Source organism: Rhizobium sp. P44RR-XXIV (assembly GCF_001999485.2).
Lineage (GTDB): Bacteria > Pseudomonadota > Alphaproteobacteria > Rhizobiales > Rhizobiaceae > Rhizobium.
The window spans coordinates 1-15,282 of sequence record NZ_MPVZ02000020.1 but is presented as its reverse complement, the minus strand read 5'-3'; the positions used below and the strand labels follow the sequence as shown (position 1 = coordinate 15,282).

General features: G+C 58.5%; 11 protein-coding genes and 1 pseudogene. 11 read left to right on the top strand and 1 reads right to left on the bottom strand.

Annotated features, from left to right (window positions below; genetic code table 11):
- The first annotated feature begins 268 nt into the window (after positions 1–268).
- The 10 genes and pseudogenes from BSK43_RS00635 to BSK43_RS00590 all read left to right on the top strand — a co-directional run bounded on the left by BSK43_RS00635 (position 269) and on the right by BSK43_RS00590 (position 12,809).
- Positions 269–1,594, top strand: a complete 1,326-nt coding sequence (locus tag BSK43_RS00635; RefSeq protein WP_068391148.1) for an NAD(P)H-dependent oxidoreductase — start codon at positions 269–271, stop codon at positions 1,592–1,594.
- Positions 1,595–2,626, top strand: a complete 1,032-nt coding sequence (locus BSK43_RS00630; protein ID WP_068391151.1) for a thiamine pyrophosphate-dependent dehydrogenase E1 component subunit alpha — start codon at positions 1,595–1,597, stop codon at positions 2,624–2,626. It begins immediately after the preceding gene.
- Positions 2,627–3,625: an alpha-ketoacid dehydrogenase subunit beta gene (locus BSK43_RS00625; protein WP_068391154.1), complete on the top strand. Its 999-nt coding sequence runs from the start codon at positions 2,627–2,629 to the stop codon at positions 3,623–3,625.
- A gap of 1 nt (position 3,626) precedes the next feature.
- The gene (locus BSK43_RS00620; protein ID WP_077472570.1) at positions 3,627–4,913 is read left to right on the top strand and encodes a pyruvate dehydrogenase complex dihydrolipoamide acetyltransferase; all 1,287 of its coding nucleotides are present in this window, start codon (positions 3,627–3,629) and stop codon (positions 4,911–4,913) included.
- Between the two features lie 77 nt (positions 4,914–4,990).
- Positions 4,991–6,430 carry a dihydrolipoyl dehydrogenase gene (gene lpdA, locus BSK43_RS00615; RefSeq protein WP_077472571.1) on the top strand — a complete coding sequence of 480 codons (1,440 nt, stop codon included), beginning with the start codon at positions 4,991–4,993 and terminating at the stop codon, positions 6,428–6,430.
- A gap of 81 nt (positions 6,431–6,511) precedes the next feature.
- A pseudogene (fba, locus tag BSK43_RS00610) lies at positions 6,512–7,578 on the top strand (class II fructose-bisphosphate aldolase).
- A gap of 197 nt (positions 7,579–7,775) precedes the next feature.
- Positions 7,776–10,295 (top strand): methyl-accepting chemotaxis protein, encoded by a 2,520-nt coding sequence (locus BSK43_RS00605; RefSeq protein ID WP_068391166.1) that lies wholly within the window; start codon positions 7,776–7,778, stop codon positions 10,293–10,295.
- Between the two features lie 114 nt (positions 10,296–10,409).
- Positions 10,410–11,075 (top strand): HAD-IA family hydrolase, encoded by a 666-nt coding sequence (locus tag BSK43_RS00600; protein WP_068391169.1) that lies wholly within the window; start codon positions 10,410–10,412, stop codon positions 11,073–11,075.
- A 219-nt stretch (positions 11,076–11,294) separates the two neighbouring features.
- Positions 11,295–11,489, top strand: a complete 195-nt coding sequence (locus BSK43_RS00595; RefSeq protein WP_136686625.1) for a LuxR family transcriptional regulator — start codon at positions 11,295–11,297, stop codon at positions 11,487–11,489.
- 471 nt (positions 11,490–11,960) lie between these two features.
- Positions 11,961–12,809, top strand: coding sequence for a DUF932 domain-containing protein (locus tag BSK43_RS00590; RefSeq protein ID WP_068391172.1), 849 nt, complete (start codon positions 11,961–11,963; stop codon positions 12,807–12,809).
- Positions 12,810–13,018: 209 nt separating this feature from the next.
- On the opposite strand, the gene BSK43_RS00585 is transcribed toward BSK43_RS00590, so the two are convergent.
- Positions 13,019–13,996 carry an antitoxin Xre/MbcA/ParS toxin-binding domain-containing protein gene (locus BSK43_RS00585; protein WP_246662461.1) on the bottom strand — a complete coding sequence of 326 codons (978 nt, stop codon included), beginning with the start codon at positions 13,994–13,996 and terminating at the stop codon, positions 13,019–13,021.
- Positions 13,997–14,674: 678 nt separating this feature from the next.
- On the opposite strand from BSK43_RS00585, the gene BSK43_RS00580 reads away from it, so the two are divergent.
- Complete coding sequence (locus BSK43_RS00580) at positions 14,675–14,995, top strand: DUF736 family protein (RefSeq protein ID WP_068391179.1); 321 nt, start codon at positions 14,675–14,677, stop codon at positions 14,993–14,995.
- The last annotated feature ends 287 nt before the right edge of the window (positions 14,996–15,282 follow it).

Below are 15,282 nucleotides of genomic sequence, written 5' to 3'. Positions count from 1 at the left end.
TCCGGCCCCTTACGCCGCGCGGCGGCGTAGGCACCCTGGCATTGCCTTATTTCTCAAGCCAAATGGCGACCATGGGGCGACCAGCTTTTGCTGGCGACTAAGCCCTCTATCAATAGTCTGCGTAATGTTTAATCCGGCGATAAATGTTCGCCGGACGCGATAAAAACGCGCAAATTCATGGGAACACCGGATCAAAACAGAACATACATGTTGACTGAATAACAAATGTACATTACCAATCATCCCGGATGAATTTGGGAGGAATGGAATGCCCATCAACGTTGCGCCAACCGGGCTCGCACGTGACCTCGTGCGTCGTGAGACCGAGGGAAAGCCTATTCGTATTGGTCTAATCGGCAGTGGGGAAATGGGCACAGATATTGTGACCCGAGTTGCCCATATGCCCGGGATTGAAATCGGGGCAATTTGCGATCTCAACGTCGCCCGTGCTCGCGAAGCCGTCGATATCGCCTATCGGTCTGATGGCCATCATCGCGAAGCGGGCACGGCGGATCAGCTTAATTCTGTGATTGAGGGCGGGAAGATCGCCATCACGGCCGATTCCAGCAATATCCTCAATAGCGGACTGATTGATGTTGTGATCGATGCCACTGGCGTTCCGGCCGTGGGCGCGGAAATCGGCCTGGCGGCCATGGAGCATGGCAAGCACCTCGTGATGATGAACGTCGAGGCGGACGTCACGATTGGCGCATATCTCAAAAGCGAGGCCGAGCGGCTTGGAGTTACCTACTCTCTAGGCGCGGGAGACGAGCCGTCCTCCTGCATTGAATTGATCGAGTTCGTTTCAGCGATGGGTCACCCAATCGTCGCAGCGGGCAAAGGCAAAAACAACCCGTTAAATATCGACGCTGTCCCGGATCAGTACGCCGAGGAAGCGGCACGCCGAAACATGAATGTACGCATGCTGGTGGAATTCGTGGACGGTTCGAAAACGATGGTGGAAATGGCCGCCATTGCAAACGCAACAGGTCTTGTGCCGGATAAGCCAGGCATGCACGGGCCGGCCGCCACGCTCGACCAGCTGTCATCAGTACTTGTGCCGGAAAAAGACGGCGGTGTGCTGACGAGATCAGGGGTCGTCGATTATTCGATCGGAAAGGGCGTTGCCCCCGGCGTGTTCGTTGTTGCCGACATGTCCCATCCGCGAATCTCGGAGCGGATGGAAGATCTGAAGATGGGGAAGGGGCCTTACTTCACCTTTCACCGGCCGTATCATTTGACGTCATTGGAAGTACCGCTCACCTGTGCCCGTGTCGTTCTTTACGGGAAGCCGGACATGGTCCCTCTGTCTACCCCTGTAGCGGAGGTATGTGCGGTGGCCAAGAAGGACCTCAAGCCTGGCGACAAGCTCGATGCAATCGGCGAGTACTGCTACCGCGCGTGGATCATGACTGCGCCTGAAGCTCGAAGCGCCTCTGCAATTCCCTGCGGCATGCTGCAAGGAGGCAAGGTCACTGCGCCGATTAAGAAGGGCGAGTTGATTACCTACAGCAATGCATCGGTCGCGGAAGGCTCTCGTCTTGCCGCCTTGCGCGCCCGGCAGGACGCTCTTGTTTACGGCAGGGAGGCATAAATGGCGAATTCAGCAAGAGCAATGAAGAGCGCCGAGGCCAGCAATCTTCCCTTTATATACCGACAATATACGCGCGAGCAGTTGCTGGACGCTCTTCGGAAGATGCACCTCATACGGCAGTTCGAAGAAGGCGCTGAGGAAAGCTACACACGCGGCCTCATCCATGGGACGATGCATCTGTCGATCGGCCAGGAAGCAAGCGCCATGGGCGTTTGCCTCCCGCTGACGCAACAGGATCAGATCACCTCGACCCATCGCGGCCACGGGCACTGCATCGCCAAGGGCGCTGATGTCAAACGCATGTTTGCTGAGTTCTTCGGCAAAACGACCGGCTATTGCGCCGGCCGCGGCGGTTCCATGCATATTGCAGATGTCACGACCGGCAATCTGGGGGCGAACGGAATCGTCGGGGGTGGCTTGCCCATTGCTGTTGGCGCCGCTCTGACATCCAAGCGGCTCAAGACCGGAAAAGTGGTCGTGTGCTTCTTTGGTGACGGCGCCAACAACGAAGGCGCTTTCCACGAAGCCTTGAACATGGCTGCCGTTTGGAAGCTGCCCGTTATCTTCGTCTGCGAAAACAACGGCTACGGGATGTCGACCTCGACCGCGCGCTCGACGGCCGTTGCCAACATCGCCGATCGGGCCGGCGCTTACAGCATGCCGGGCGTCATCGTCGACGGCAACGTGCTCTCCGAGGTGGCCGAAGCCACTCACAATGCCGTGGAACGTGCGAAGCGCGGCGAGGGGCCATCCCTCATCGAATGCAAGACCTATCGTTATCGCGGCCACTCCAAGAGCGACCGAAACCGCTACCGCACGAAAGACGAAATCGATGACTGGATGAGCAATCGAGATCCTATCGTCCGGTTTGAAGCCCAGCTCCGGGAGTTCGGTGTCGCAAATGATGCAGAGCTGGCGGCAATCCGTCAATCCGTTCGCGATGAGATCGCGGCAGGTATCGAATTCGCAAAGGCAAGCCCGGCGCCTAACGTCGCTGAGTTGGCTGAAAATGTTTATACGGAGCAGGCATAAATGGACACCGGTGTTCGAGAACTCAGCTACTCCCAAGCCATCCAAGAAGCCATGGCGATCGCGATGGAGGCGGATGAGCGCGTCATTCTGATGGGCGAAGATATCGGCGTTTACGGTGGCGCGTTTCAGGTAACCGGCGATCTCATCGACAGGTTCGGCCCTGATCGGGTGATGGACACCCCGATTTCCGAGCTAGGCGGCGCGGGAGTCGCGGTTGGTGCCGCGATGACCGGATTGAGACCGATTTTCGAGTTTCAGTTCTCTGATTTCGCGGCGCTGGCAATGGAGCAAATCGTCAATCAGGCTGCAAAGATGCGCTATATGCTTGGTGGCGAAGTGTCAGTGCCGGTTGTTATGCGATTTCCGGCCGGTTCTGGCACCGGGGCGGCCGCCCAGCATAGCCAAAGCCTGGAGGCGTGGTTGGGACATGTGCCCGGCTTGAAAGTCATTCAGCCCGCGACACCACACGACGTTAAAGGCATGCTGCTGGCCGCTGTCGCCGATCCCGACCCGGTCATGATCTTCGAGCACAAGCTCCTGTACAAGATGAAGGGACCAGTTCCTGAAGGTCACTACACGGTCCCTCTCGACAAGGCGGAAATACGTCGACAGGGCAAAGATCTAAGCATCGTCGCGACATCAATCATGGTTCATAAAGCACTCGATGCAGCTGCTCAGCTGGCTGACGAAGGCATTGATGTCGAAGTGATCGATCTTCGTTCGGTACGGCCGATCGACAGGGCGACCGTAATTGCAAGCGTGAAGAAGACGACTAGGCTTCTTTGTGTCTATGAGGGCGTCAAGACGCTCGGCGTCGGAGCAGAAATAAGCGCCATGATCGCCGAAAGCGACGCGTTCGATTATCTGGATGCACCGATCGTCCGGCTTGGCGGCTCCGAAACGCCGATACCGTACAATCCGGAGCTCGAAAAGGCTGCTGTTCCGCAAGTCCCAGACATTTTCAATGCCGCGCGGGATCTCGCGAGAGGAGCGCGATAGTATGGCAACGGAAATCATCCTCCCGAAGGTCGACATGGATATGGCGACCGGCAAGATTTCGAAGTGGTTTTTCAAGGAAGGTGACCGCGTCGGTAAGGGCGATGTCCTGTTCGAGATCGAAACCGACAAGGCGGCGATGGAAATAGATTCCCCCGCTGCGGGCATTCTCCGAAACGTCACCGGTGAAGAAGGCGTCGATATCGCCGTGGGGTCGGCCGTCGCTTGGGTTTACGAGGAGGGCGAGGAATATCAGGCCGCCACTCAGCCCACTGCTCCGTCCCCTCCCGCAACGGCGGAGGATTCCGACGCGACCGCCGCCCACCCAATCAGCACTCATAACCATAATACATCAGCGGATGCCGGAAGCCCACTCAGAGCTACCCCCTTGGCGCGGCGTCTGGCGCGGGAAGGCGGCATCGATTTGGGATGCGTGGCTGGGACCGGCCCGCACGGAAGGATCGTGAGCGCTGATGTTTCGAAGGCTCGCATCGCCGAGGCGACCGTCGCTCAGTCCGCGCCTGCCGGCGCTGAAAATATTGGCCAACAAGTTTCTTCTGACAGCACTTTGAAGCTGTTCGCCGAAGGCACGTTCGATCTGCAGGCTCATACACCCATGCGAAGGACGATCGCTCGGCGATTGCTGGAAGCGAAGACGACCGTTCCGCATTTCTACCTCTCGGTTGATTGCCATATCGATGCCCTTCTCAAGCTGCGGGCCGAGCTAAACGCTTCGGCGCCAGTGACGGATGGCACGCCAAACTATAAGTTGTCGGTCAATGACATGGTCATCAAGGCTTACGCGCTGGCTCTGGGATCAACGCCGGACGCGAACGTGTCCTGGACGGAAGAGAACCTCCTGCGCCATCATGCCGTTGATGTTGGAGTTGCCGTTTCCGTGGCAGGCGGGCTGATAACGCCGATCATCCGAAGCGCGGAATCCAAGACGCTTTCGACGATTTCCAACGAGATGAAGGACTTGGCTGCACGCGCCAGGTCAGGGAAATTGAAGCCGACCGAGTACCAAGGCGGCACAGGCGCGATATCGAACCTCGGCATGTTCGGTGTGAGGGAATTCGCAGCAATCATCAATCCTCCCCATTCAACGATCCTGGCTGTTGGCTCTGGAGAGAAAAGGCCCGTCGTCAATGCTCAGGGTGATTTGTCGAGCGCGACCGTAATGACCGTGACGTTGTCAACGGATCATCGTGCGGTGGATGGCGCCCTTGGGGCAGAGCTGATTGGAAAATTCCGAACGCTCATCGAAAACCCGATGAGCATGTTGATCTAGTTTCCTCCCAGCCTCGGGGGATCTTGCCACGACGCGAACACGTCGCGACGGATCCCCCATCTTTTCAAGGAAAACAGATGTCCTACGACGTCATCATCATCGGCTCCGGCCCCGGCGGCTATGTCGCCGCCATCCGCGCCAGCCAGCTCGGTCTCAAGACGGCTATCGTCGAGCGCGAGCATATGGGCGGCATCTGCCTCAACTGGGGCTGCATCCCCACCAAAGCGCTGCTGCGTTCGGCCGAGGTGCTCGACCATGCCAATCACTTCAAGGATTTCGGCCTGGTTCTCGAAGGCACGGTCAAGCCGGATGCCGAGGCCGTCGTCGGCCGCTCGCGCGCCGTCTCAGCCCGTCTCAATGCCGGCGTCGGTTTCCTGATGAAGAAGAACAAGATCGACATCATCTGGGGTGAGGCAAAAATCACCAAGCCCGGCGAGATCGTCGTCGGCAAGTCGTCGAAGCCCGTCGTCGAACCGCAGCATCCGCTGCCGAAAAACGTCAAGGGCGAGGGCACCTATACCGCCAAGCACATCATCATCGCGACCGGCGCCCGTCCGCGTGCGCTGCCCGGCATCGAGCCTGATGGCAAGCTGATCTGGACCTATTTCGAGGCGCTGAAGCCGGATGCGCTGCCGAAGTCGCTGATCGTCATGGGTTCCGGCGCGATCGGCATCGAATTTGCAAGCTTCTATCGTTCGATGGGCGTCGACGTCACGGTGGTGGAAGTCATGCCGACCATCATGCCGGTCGAGGATGCCGAAATCACCGCCATCGCCCGCAAGCAGCTGGAAAAGCGCGGCCTCAAGATCTTCACCAGCGCCAAGGTGACCAAGGTCGAAAAGGGTGCGGACAGCATCACCGCGCATGTCGAGACGTCAGACGGAAAGGTCCAGCAGATCACCGCTGACCGGATGATTTCGGCCGTCGGCGTTCAGGGCAATATCGAAAACCTCGGCTTGGAGGCGCTCGGCGTCAAGACCGACCGCGGCTGCGTCGTCGCCGATGGTTACGGCAAGACCAATGTCGCCGGCATCTATGCGATCGGGGATGTTGCCGGCCCGCCGATGCTGGCCCACAAGGCCGAGCATGAGGGAGTCGTCTGTGTCGAGAAGATCGCCGGTCTGCCGAACGTTCATCCCACCGACAAGGGCAAGGTCCCGGGCTGCACCTATTGCAATCCGCAGGTCGCCTCCGTCGGTCTCACCGAAGCCAAGGCCAAGGAGCTGGGCCGCGATATCCGCGTCGGCCGCTTCTCCTTCGCGGCCAACGGCAAGGCGATCGCGCTCGGCGAAGACCAGGGCATGGTCAAGGTGATTTTCGACAAGAAGACCGGCGAGCTACTCGGCGCCCACATGGTCGGCGCCGAAGTCACCGAGCTCATCCAGGGCTTCGTGGTCGCGATGAACCTCGAAACAACCGAGGAAGAGTTGATGCACACGATCTTCCCGCATCCAACGGTATCCGAGACGATGAAGGAAGCGGTGCTCGATGCTTATGGTCGTGTGCTGAACGCGTAAGTCACCGTACGAGATTTAGCTTCATCGTTTAGCGCAACAAATAAGCGGCTTTCTAGCAAGGCCGCGGGAGGGAGATTTCGGATGGCAAGGATAACCCTGAGACAGTTGCTGGATCATGCAGCGGAGGTAGGCTACGGCGTTCCCGCCTTTAATATCAATAATATGGAACAGGCGCTCGCCATCATGGAGGCAGCGGATGCGGCTGATGCTCCAGTCATCATCCAGGCATCACGCGGCGCGCGCGCTTATGCTCATGACATCATGCTCAAGCACATGATGGACGCGGTCGTCGAAATCTCTATCCGCACATCCCCACCTGCGTGCATCTCGACCACGGCAACGATCCGGCGAGCTGCATGACGGCGATCCAGGCGGGCTTCACCTCGGTCATGATGGATGGTTCGCTCAAAGCAGATGCGAAGACGCCGGCCGACTGGGACTACAATGTCGGCGTGACCAAGCGAGTGACCGAGATGGCACATCTAGGCGGCATTTCGGTCGAAGGTGAGCTTGGTGTGCTTGGCTCTCTCGAGAGCGGTATGGGCGAGGCGGAGGACGGGCACGGCGCGGAAGGCAAGCTGTCGCACGACCAGTTGCTGACAGATCCGGACGAGGCAGTGAAATTCGTGCGCGAAACACGGGTCGATGCACTGGCGATCGCAATGGGAACCTCGCACGGTGCCTACAAGTTCACGCGCAAGCCCGACGGTTCGGTGCTGGCAATGAATGTCATCGAAGAGATTCACCGAAAGCTGCCGAACACGCATCTCGTGATGCACGGGTCGTCGTCGGTTCCATTCGAGCTGCAGGAAATCATCAACAAATATGGCGGCCAGATGAAGCCCACCTGGGGCGTGCCGGTCGAAGAGATTCAGCGCGGCATCAGGAATGGCGTGCGCAAGGTCAACATCGACACAGATGGCCGGATGGCCATGACCGGGCAGATCCGCAGGGTCCTGCAAGAACATCCGGGCGAATTCGATCCGCGCAAATATCTGAAGCCGGCAATGACTGCGCTCACCACGCTTTGCAAGGAACGCTTCGAACAGTTCGGTACCGCCGGCATGGCGGCGCGCATTACGCCGTTTCCCGTTTCGGTGATGGCAAAGCGCTATGCATCCGGGTCGCTCGATCCAGTTTTCTCTTAACTCCGAACACGCGCGCCGCTAGAACACCTGTCTTTACAAGCTAAAAAGAGTTTCATCGTCGTGGCTTTTTCTGCTGTTAAAACGCGATCTAGCGAACATTTTCACGGACTGAAAGTAATTTGTAAAACTGAAAGGTAAACTTAAGTTGTTCGTGCCAGAGTGTCTCGGCTTGGAGAGCAAATGCTTTGGGAGGCGAAATGGACAGGATACTCGCGCGGTTCAGGATTCAGACGAAGGTCCTGATACTGGTTTTTCCGCTGTTAATTACAATCGCCGCGGTCGGCATCACGGGACTTTATGCGACAAGAGTGCTTGAAGCGCGACTGAACGTCTCGAATGACGTAGTCCGGCTGCTCTCAGGGTTCAAAGGTGTTTATGCCGATATTACGGCGTTTCTTCGCGAGCCCAATGAAGCGACATTCACGCGAGCCTCCAGCATAACCGCGGCGCAGATCAGCGAAATCGACCGTGCGATTGAAGGAATTCCGGACGCCCAGGATGCTGCTGAATTACGGAAGGCCCAGGAGACTACACGAGCAATCCTCTCTTACATAAACGAGATATGGAGGATTCGACAGGACCGGTCGCGGCTGACAGATAACATTTCCCGACAACTCGACGCGCTGAATTCCCTGCAGCTGGAACTGGGCAAACACGCATTCAAGATCGTCGCACAAGCTAATCAGCTGGATAATAAACGAAAATCGAGGCTTTCCGAGACGCTGACCCTCCAATTGATTCTGAACGATTGCGAAAATCTCGCAATCCAACTGCGGTCGATGGAGGGCTGGTCTTTTCGTCCGGAAGGAACAGCTGTGCGAGCGGCCTTCGAAGATTTCGCACGTAAACTGTCAAAATCTGATCGTCTTCTCAATTCATTTGGTGTCCCAGGCGGATCCAGTATAGCCGACCGGATGTTGGCGTTCCTTAAGACAAGCGAGATTCAGGAAACGAGGAGCCAGCCTGAGGAGTCGGCCATCGCAAACGACCTGGCTGGTTTATCGAAAACATTGAAGGCGGAGAGCGTGGCAGCCGTCGATCAGGCCACTGCCGATCTGATTGGTCGGAACGGGGGGTCACTCGACGCCGACAAGGTGACGAAAAAGCTCCGGTCAATCGTGAGCAACAGCAGCGACGTAAAAATCACCTTTGCCAGGATTCTGGGCGAACCGACTGAGGATAACGTGAAGGCAGTGGAGCGAGCTCTGTTCGTTTATACGGGTGAGGTAAGCTTGCTGAAGGAGTTAGTCCCGATCGATCCCTACTTCGGCGAGATCCCCGATACGGTGAAGGCGATCGCCGATGATTTGCGTGAGAGCGCCGCCGGACTGGAAGCCAATCGAGCTGGTTCCGAGGAGCAGTACCGATCCGCAACTGACAAGATCAACGAGATCTGGGAACTAATGGACGCGTTCGCGGACAGTCAACGGCAAATGGCATCGACCGAACGGTCGCTGGCGAACTCAGTCTCGCTAACATCGATGGCTTTTGGATTTTTCGTCGCGATGGCATCAGGTACCGCACTCGTCATCACGCTGAAGCGGCCGATCGCCTCGATTACTGACATTATGCGCCGCTTGGCCGGCGGTTCGTTGGATATCGTTATTGAAGGTGACCAACGAAAAGATGAAATTGGTGAAATGGCGCGTGCACTTGCAGTGTTCAAAGAGAACGCAGCTCAGAAGATTGCCATACAAGCGCATACGGAAGATCTTCATCGAATGGCAGAGTCGGAGCGGGAGACAAACGAACGCGAACGAGCTCTGACCCAGAAAAACATCGAGCTAGCGGTGACGTCACTTGCTAGCGGCCTTAAAAATCTCGCGAACAAAGACCTGCGGAAAACTATCGATGTCTCGTTTGCTGGGGATTTGGATACGCTCAGACGAGACTTCAACAGCACTATCAGCGGTCTGAGCTCGACCATGCTGGACGTCAGGGCGACGTCAGCCGAAATTCACATCAATGGCCGGCTACTTGCAGAAGCCTCCGAAGAACTCTCTCGCAGAAATGAACAGCAAGCAGGCTCGATCGAACAAACTGCCGCAGCGATCGAAGAGATCACCATAACTGTCGGAGAAGCGTCAAAGCGTGCAGCAAGTGCCGCTGACATCGTACAGCGGGTCAAGGTGGAAGCAGATGGCTCACTGGCTATCGTCGGGAATGCCATCGGTGCAATGTCACGTATCAAGGAGGCATCCGATCGCATAACGAGCATCGTCACCGTCATCGATGGCATCGCATTCCAGACAAATCTTCTGGCGTTAAATGCCGGAGTTGAAGCTGCCCGCGCTGGAGAAGCAGGAAAGGGGTTTGCTGTCGTCGCGCATGAAGTCAGAGAACTTGCTCAACGTGCCGCTTTGGCGGCAAAAGAAATCGGAACGCTTATTCACCATTCCACCAGCGAGGTGGACGCCGGTGTGGATTTTGTCGAGCAAACTGCCCACGCCCTGGACGATATCGTGCTGAAGATTGGTGACGTTTCGCGTGATGTCGGCCAATTGGCACTTTCGAGCCAAAGCCAGGCAAAGAGCCTCAGCGAAGTCAACGACGCCGTGAGCACGATGGAAAGAGTGACGCAACTCAACGCTGCAATGGCCGAGGAGGCCGGCGCAGCCACTCGCCGGCTTGCGGAGCAAGTCGACGACCTCGTCGAGCTCGTCGATTCCTTTGCGCTAAATGCAACACAAACAGTTCACACCGAAAAGGCTGCCTAGGCCGGGATTGACCCAAACTCGCTGCGCTCCCCCAAAACCTAACAGCATCAGATAAGGATAGTTGACCTGTTGAAACTCGATGAAAATAAGAAATTCTCAGCCTTTCTTTTTGATATGGACGGGACCCTTCTGACTTCTATAGCCGCTGCCGAGCGAGTTTGGGGTGCGTGGGCGCAACGCCAGGGCCTGGATCCAGTTGCGTTCTTGCCAACAATGCATGGGCAAAGAGCGATCGACACTATTCGTCGGCTGGAACTCCCCGGGTTGGACCCGGAGACTGAAGCGGCAAACATCACCAAAGCCGAGATCGAGGATGTTGACGGGGTCGTTGCGATCGCGGGAGCCGCAGAGTTCTTAGCTGCGCTTCCTGATGATCGTTGGGCGATTGTCACATCTGCTTCAAAACAGCTCGCGCAAAGGCGACTTGAAGCAGCCGGGTTAGCCATACCTCGCGTTATCGTGACCGGGGAAGATGTCGCCATAGGTAAACCAGACCCCCAATGTTTTCTTTTAGGAGCAAAGCGGCTCGGGGTCTCGCCTTCCAATTGTCTTGTTTTCGAGGATGTTGAGGCTGGTGTCAAAGCGGGACGCGCGGCGGGTGCCGACGTGATGCTTGTTACGGCAGTCGGTCACGGGCTCGATTTGCCGGACATCCCAACCATGGATAATTACACCAACATCGTTCCCGTTGTCTCGGCGGAAGGCCTACTGTCGATCAATTCTATATGCCAGCCACAGTTTGGCACTTCCGCGAGGCGATCCGTTAAAACAGTTCCATAAATCTGCTTATGCGACATGTTATATCATAACATGCTTGATGCGGAAGAAGATATCGAATTCCCGGCCTCCTCCCGAGGCACCTTGGCTGCCGTCGTACAGGTCCCGGCGGCAGCCACTTTTCTCGGGGCATCGCCATCTCGACTTCCACCGAGACTTCGATGCTGGCGCCCCGTACCACACCTGCCGCCGACCGCGGCGCAACCGAACGCGATTTTTGTCATGAAGGAATGGATACTTTCGCCGCTTGAAAAGACCTGCCTCCGATGGATTTCTCGCGGCAGGACCGTCGCCGAAATCGCTTTGCTCGAGGGCAAGAGCGTCGCCGACATCGAGCGCTGCCTGCAAAGTGCGCTGGTCGCGTTGGACGCAAAATCGATTGCGGAGGCACTTCAGAAAACGACCCTTTCCGATTGACCGGAAAGCTTGGCACCGCTTATGGCCATTGATCGTATATCTAAGTGGCCGCATCCCTGAGCCACCGCCCGTACCGGCCGGCCGCGCTCTATGCCGAGGGCACGGAGCCGGCCCGCGCCCGTCTCCGCCGATCCCGGTGACGATCGCTTGTCCAGCGGCTGCTCGGGCATCCGGTATCGAGGCCTGTTCCGGGCCGCATGTTTATTTCCGCCCCATGACATCGCCGGCCAGGCCGGTCAAGTGGCCCGTGAAGCTGGAAGATCTTCCGCGCCAGTCCGCAAGCGGACCCGAGAAGATCCCCCACCTTCCGCGCCACGCCACTTGACAGTCCCGCCCGCCGCCGTGGGGCGGGCTTTCGCCCTCCCCCCTCTGTCCGGGGGAATGTCAGAGGCCATTCCCCCGGAAAGACCGGGGAGGCTTCGCCCGAAAGGGGCTTTCTCTTCGGGAAACGCGAAAATCAGGAGACAGAATATGAGCATCTACACCCAGACCGCCCGTTTCGACACCGGCCGCGCCCTGACCGAAACCGAAATGCGCCGTCTCGCGCCGTCGATCTTTGCCGTGACCGCCCATGAGAGCCGGTCCGAGCGCTTCAAACCCATCCCGACCATCGAGGTGCTGCGCGGCCTTATGAACGAAGGCTTCATGCCGGTTGGTGCCAAGCAGTCGAGCAGCCGCACCGAAGGCAAGGCAGATTTCACCAAGCACCTCATCCGCCTGCGCCGCATCGATGACGGCAAGGTCTACAATGTCGGGGACACCGTTTGCGAAATCTTGCTCAAGAATGCCAATGACGGGACGAGCGCCTACGAACTTATGGCGGGGCTTTTCCGCGTCCGTTGCCTCAATTCTCTGGTGACGCAGACCGGCACCATCGACGCCATCAAGGTTCGCCATTCCGGCGATGTGCAGCACAAGGTCATCGAAGGCACCTATCGTGTTCTCGGCGAGGCCGAACGCACCCTTGCCGCCCCGCAGGATTGGTCGACCTTTCGGCTGAACCATGAGGAAGCCGACATTCTCGCGGACGCCGCCCATGTCCTGCGCTTCGGAGACAACGAGGGTGAGGCGACCACGCCGATCAAAGCACAACAGTTGCTCGTTCCCCGCCGCCACGACGACCGTGCCAATGATCTTTGGACAGTCTGGAATGTGGTTCAGGAAAATGCCATCAAGGGCGGGTTGCGCGGCGTTGGCCGCGACGATCTCGGCAGGCCGCGCCGTGTGAAGTCCCGCGCCGTCAACGGCATCGATCAGGATATCAAGCTCAACAAGGCTCTGTGGATCCTCGGCGAAAGGATGGCGGCTCTGAAGGCGTGAGCAGGCGAGCATATGCGCCGCTGAGGCGGCGCATCCACCTCTCCTCGCCCGCATTCGGATAGTCTACCCAAGTGAAGGAACCGTGACCTACTACGGAGGCCGATCAGCCCAGCGCGCGTGCCTGTCCCTTCCCGCGTTGAGCGGTGCGGTCCAGGACGAGGGATGCCCCAGAGGCCCCATCCCTCGCGCTCCCTTCCCACCCGTGAAATTCAGGATTTCGAGGACAAATCGTCCTGATCGCCGGCCTTGTCGAGCTGGTCGCGTATATAGGCTTCGATATAGTCGAACACCTCGACTGCGCCGGCATCTGTCTCGATCAGATCGATCGGGCGACGGCCGCCGAGATGCGCGCTCTCTCTGCGCGCCCATTTCAGGACTTCGCCTTCGGTGCGCAGCACCGGGCGGGCCATCTCCAGCATCCTCGCGAGGTGATGCGGTTTCGCATACCATGAGTGCGGTTTGACGCTGGCCCGCCGACGCCCGGGGACGACATCCGGCAATTGCGACGTCCGCAGCTCATCATCGGAGATGTGCCGCCTGACCCAATGGGCCAGCTTCGCCAGCGACACGTTCGCCTCGCGTTCGAGATCCCCGCCCGCACCAACTTTGCGCGTCGGGATCACCAAGCCGCGGACGATGTGCGGGCAACGCGCCTGCAACATCTCCAGCGCCGGCACAAGGTCGGTATCGTTGGTGACGAGCACCACCTGGTCGATGTCGCCGCTCAGGGCGTCATCGTAGAGATGAAGCGCCAGATTCACATCCGATTGCTTCTCCTCGAGCTTCCACACCTGGATCTTGTCGCAATCGCGTGGCCAGCGCTTCGGATCGTCGGCTGGAACAATATGCTGGTTGGCCTTGTAGAGCGAATAATTCCCCATCACGAAAGAGAGCCGACCACCGCAATGCGTCGTCAGCGCATTGTGATACTGGGCCTGCGAAGACACCGAGTCCTCGCCCTTGGCGGCGCTTTCGATGATCTTGGCGGTGAAATACTTGATCGCGCAGTCCGGATGCAGCGTCATCGTTGCAGGATTGGCGTCTGGCGCTGGCCGGTAGAGGATCGACGGCAGAATTTGCGTTTCGAACAAGGTCAGGACGTCGAGCCATTTGAAGGCGGTCTTGCGAAGGCAACCATAATAGAGATTGTAGCCGTCGATGTAGACTCTTGTTCGTAACGCTGGCACTCCTTGCTCCCAAGACATAAAAAAACCGGCTTGCGCCGGCTTTTTCCCCCAACCGCCCGGAGCGCATGTCTCTCAGGATGCTGGGTTAGTTGTTAGCTCTCAACATAGTGTCGAGTGTCCCTCTAGTCAACCGATATTGACGGCCACCCACGCGCTGAAACCCGCGATTTCGCCGTGATTTCATCTAAAATAGGCATTCTTCGGCAAATCTGCAACGGAATGACACGGCCCTCCGCGGGCACTGAATCAGGAGAACGCCACCGTCCGTTCCGGTGGCCGCGCTCTATGCCGAGGGCACGGAGCCGGCCTGCGCCCGTCACCGCCGATCCCGGTGACGATCGCTTGTCCAGTCGGGTGCCGCGCACCCGATCATGAGGCCCGTACCGGGCCGGGTCTGTTTGTTCTCGCCCCATGACATCGCCGGCCGCCCGGATCAAGGGGCAGGCGCGGCAAAGCCGCTTGTCGCGCCGGGAAAAAAACGGCTTTCCACCTGCGGCGAACCTTCCGTTTTTTGCCCGCCACGACCCCTTGACCCGCCCGACCGCCGCCGTGGGGCGGGCTTTCGCCCTCCCCCCTCTGTCCGGGGGAATGTCAGAGGCCATTCCCCCGGAAAGACCGGGGAGGCTTCGCCCGAAAGGGGCTTTCTCTTCGGGAAACGACAAATCTAGGAGACAGACAATGACCGAACTCGCAAACTTCATCCGCTTCAACGAAGACGGCACCATCAGCGGCAACATCGCCTCCATCGCTTACGACATCGACATCACCGGCGAACCCTTCAGCAGCACCAACAAGGATGCTCCGGTCTTCCGCATCTCCGCGAAGTCCCCACGCGGACGGCGTGTTGAACTCGGCGGCATCTGGAAGAAGAAGAACCAGAATGGCGGCGATTACTTCAGCCTCTCGGTCAGCACAGGTCACGGCAGGCTCAATGCCAATCTCGGCCGCTATCCCGGTCAGGACGACGAGGACTTGATGGCCGTCATTCCGTGGGATTGATCGCGCGATCGACAGTACCGGCTGCCCGAAGGGGACGTTCCCCTTCGGCGCAGCACCATTGAGGCGGCAGCGCCTGTGACCGCCGGCGCCCGCATCGAGCGGGCGCGCTGGGCGTACGAGAGGAGCCCTGAACCCCTCCCCTCGTGCTTCCCTGCCCGCCCGAAAGAAATAGTGCTGATAGCAGCCATCTTGATGTTCTGCCGAATTGAACTTTCCCCGATGAAAAAGCCCGTTTTCCAGCCGCAGCGCCGTGGGGACGGCGCGGCCGCGGCCGCAGCGAGCCGCAG

What these genes read in the sequence shown, in the direction of transcription:
- BSK43_RS00635 (WP_068391148.1), top strand. Translation starts at nt 269, where the DNA reads ATGCCCATCAACGTTGCGCCAACCGGGCTCGCACGTGACCTCGTGCGT.
- BSK43_RS00630 (WP_068391151.1), top strand. Translation starts at nt 1,595, where the DNA reads ATGGCGAATTCAGCAAGAGCAATGAAGAGCGCCGAGGCCAGCAATCTT.
- BSK43_RS00625 (WP_068391154.1), top strand. Translation starts at nt 2,627, where the DNA reads ATGGACACCGGTGTTCGAGAACTCAGCTACTCCCAAGCCATCCAAGAA.
- BSK43_RS00620 (WP_077472570.1), top strand. Translation starts at nt 3,627, where the DNA reads ATGGCAACGGAAATCATCCTCCCGAAGGTCGACATGGATATGGCGACC.
- lpdA (WP_077472571.1), top strand. Translation starts at nt 4,991, where the DNA reads ATGTCCTACGACGTCATCATCATCGGCTCCGGCCCCGGCGGCTATGTC.
- BSK43_RS00605 (WP_068391166.1), top strand. Translation starts at nt 7,776, where the DNA reads ATGGACAGGATACTCGCGCGGTTCAGGATTCAGACGAAGGTCCTGATA.
- BSK43_RS00600 (WP_068391169.1), top strand. Translation starts at nt 10,410, where the DNA reads ATGGACGGGACCCTTCTGACTTCTATAGCCGCTGCCGAGCGAGTTTGG.
- BSK43_RS00595 (WP_136686625.1), top strand. Translation starts at nt 11,295, where the DNA reads ATGAAGGAATGGATACTTTCGCCGCTTGAAAAGACCTGCCTCCGATGG.
- BSK43_RS00590 (WP_068391172.1), top strand. Translation starts at nt 11,961, where the DNA reads ATGAGCATCTACACCCAGACCGCCCGTTTCGACACCGGCCGCGCCCTG.
- BSK43_RS00580 (WP_068391179.1), top strand. Translation starts at nt 14,675, where the DNA reads ATGACCGAACTCGCAAACTTCATCCGCTTCAACGAAGACGGCACCATC.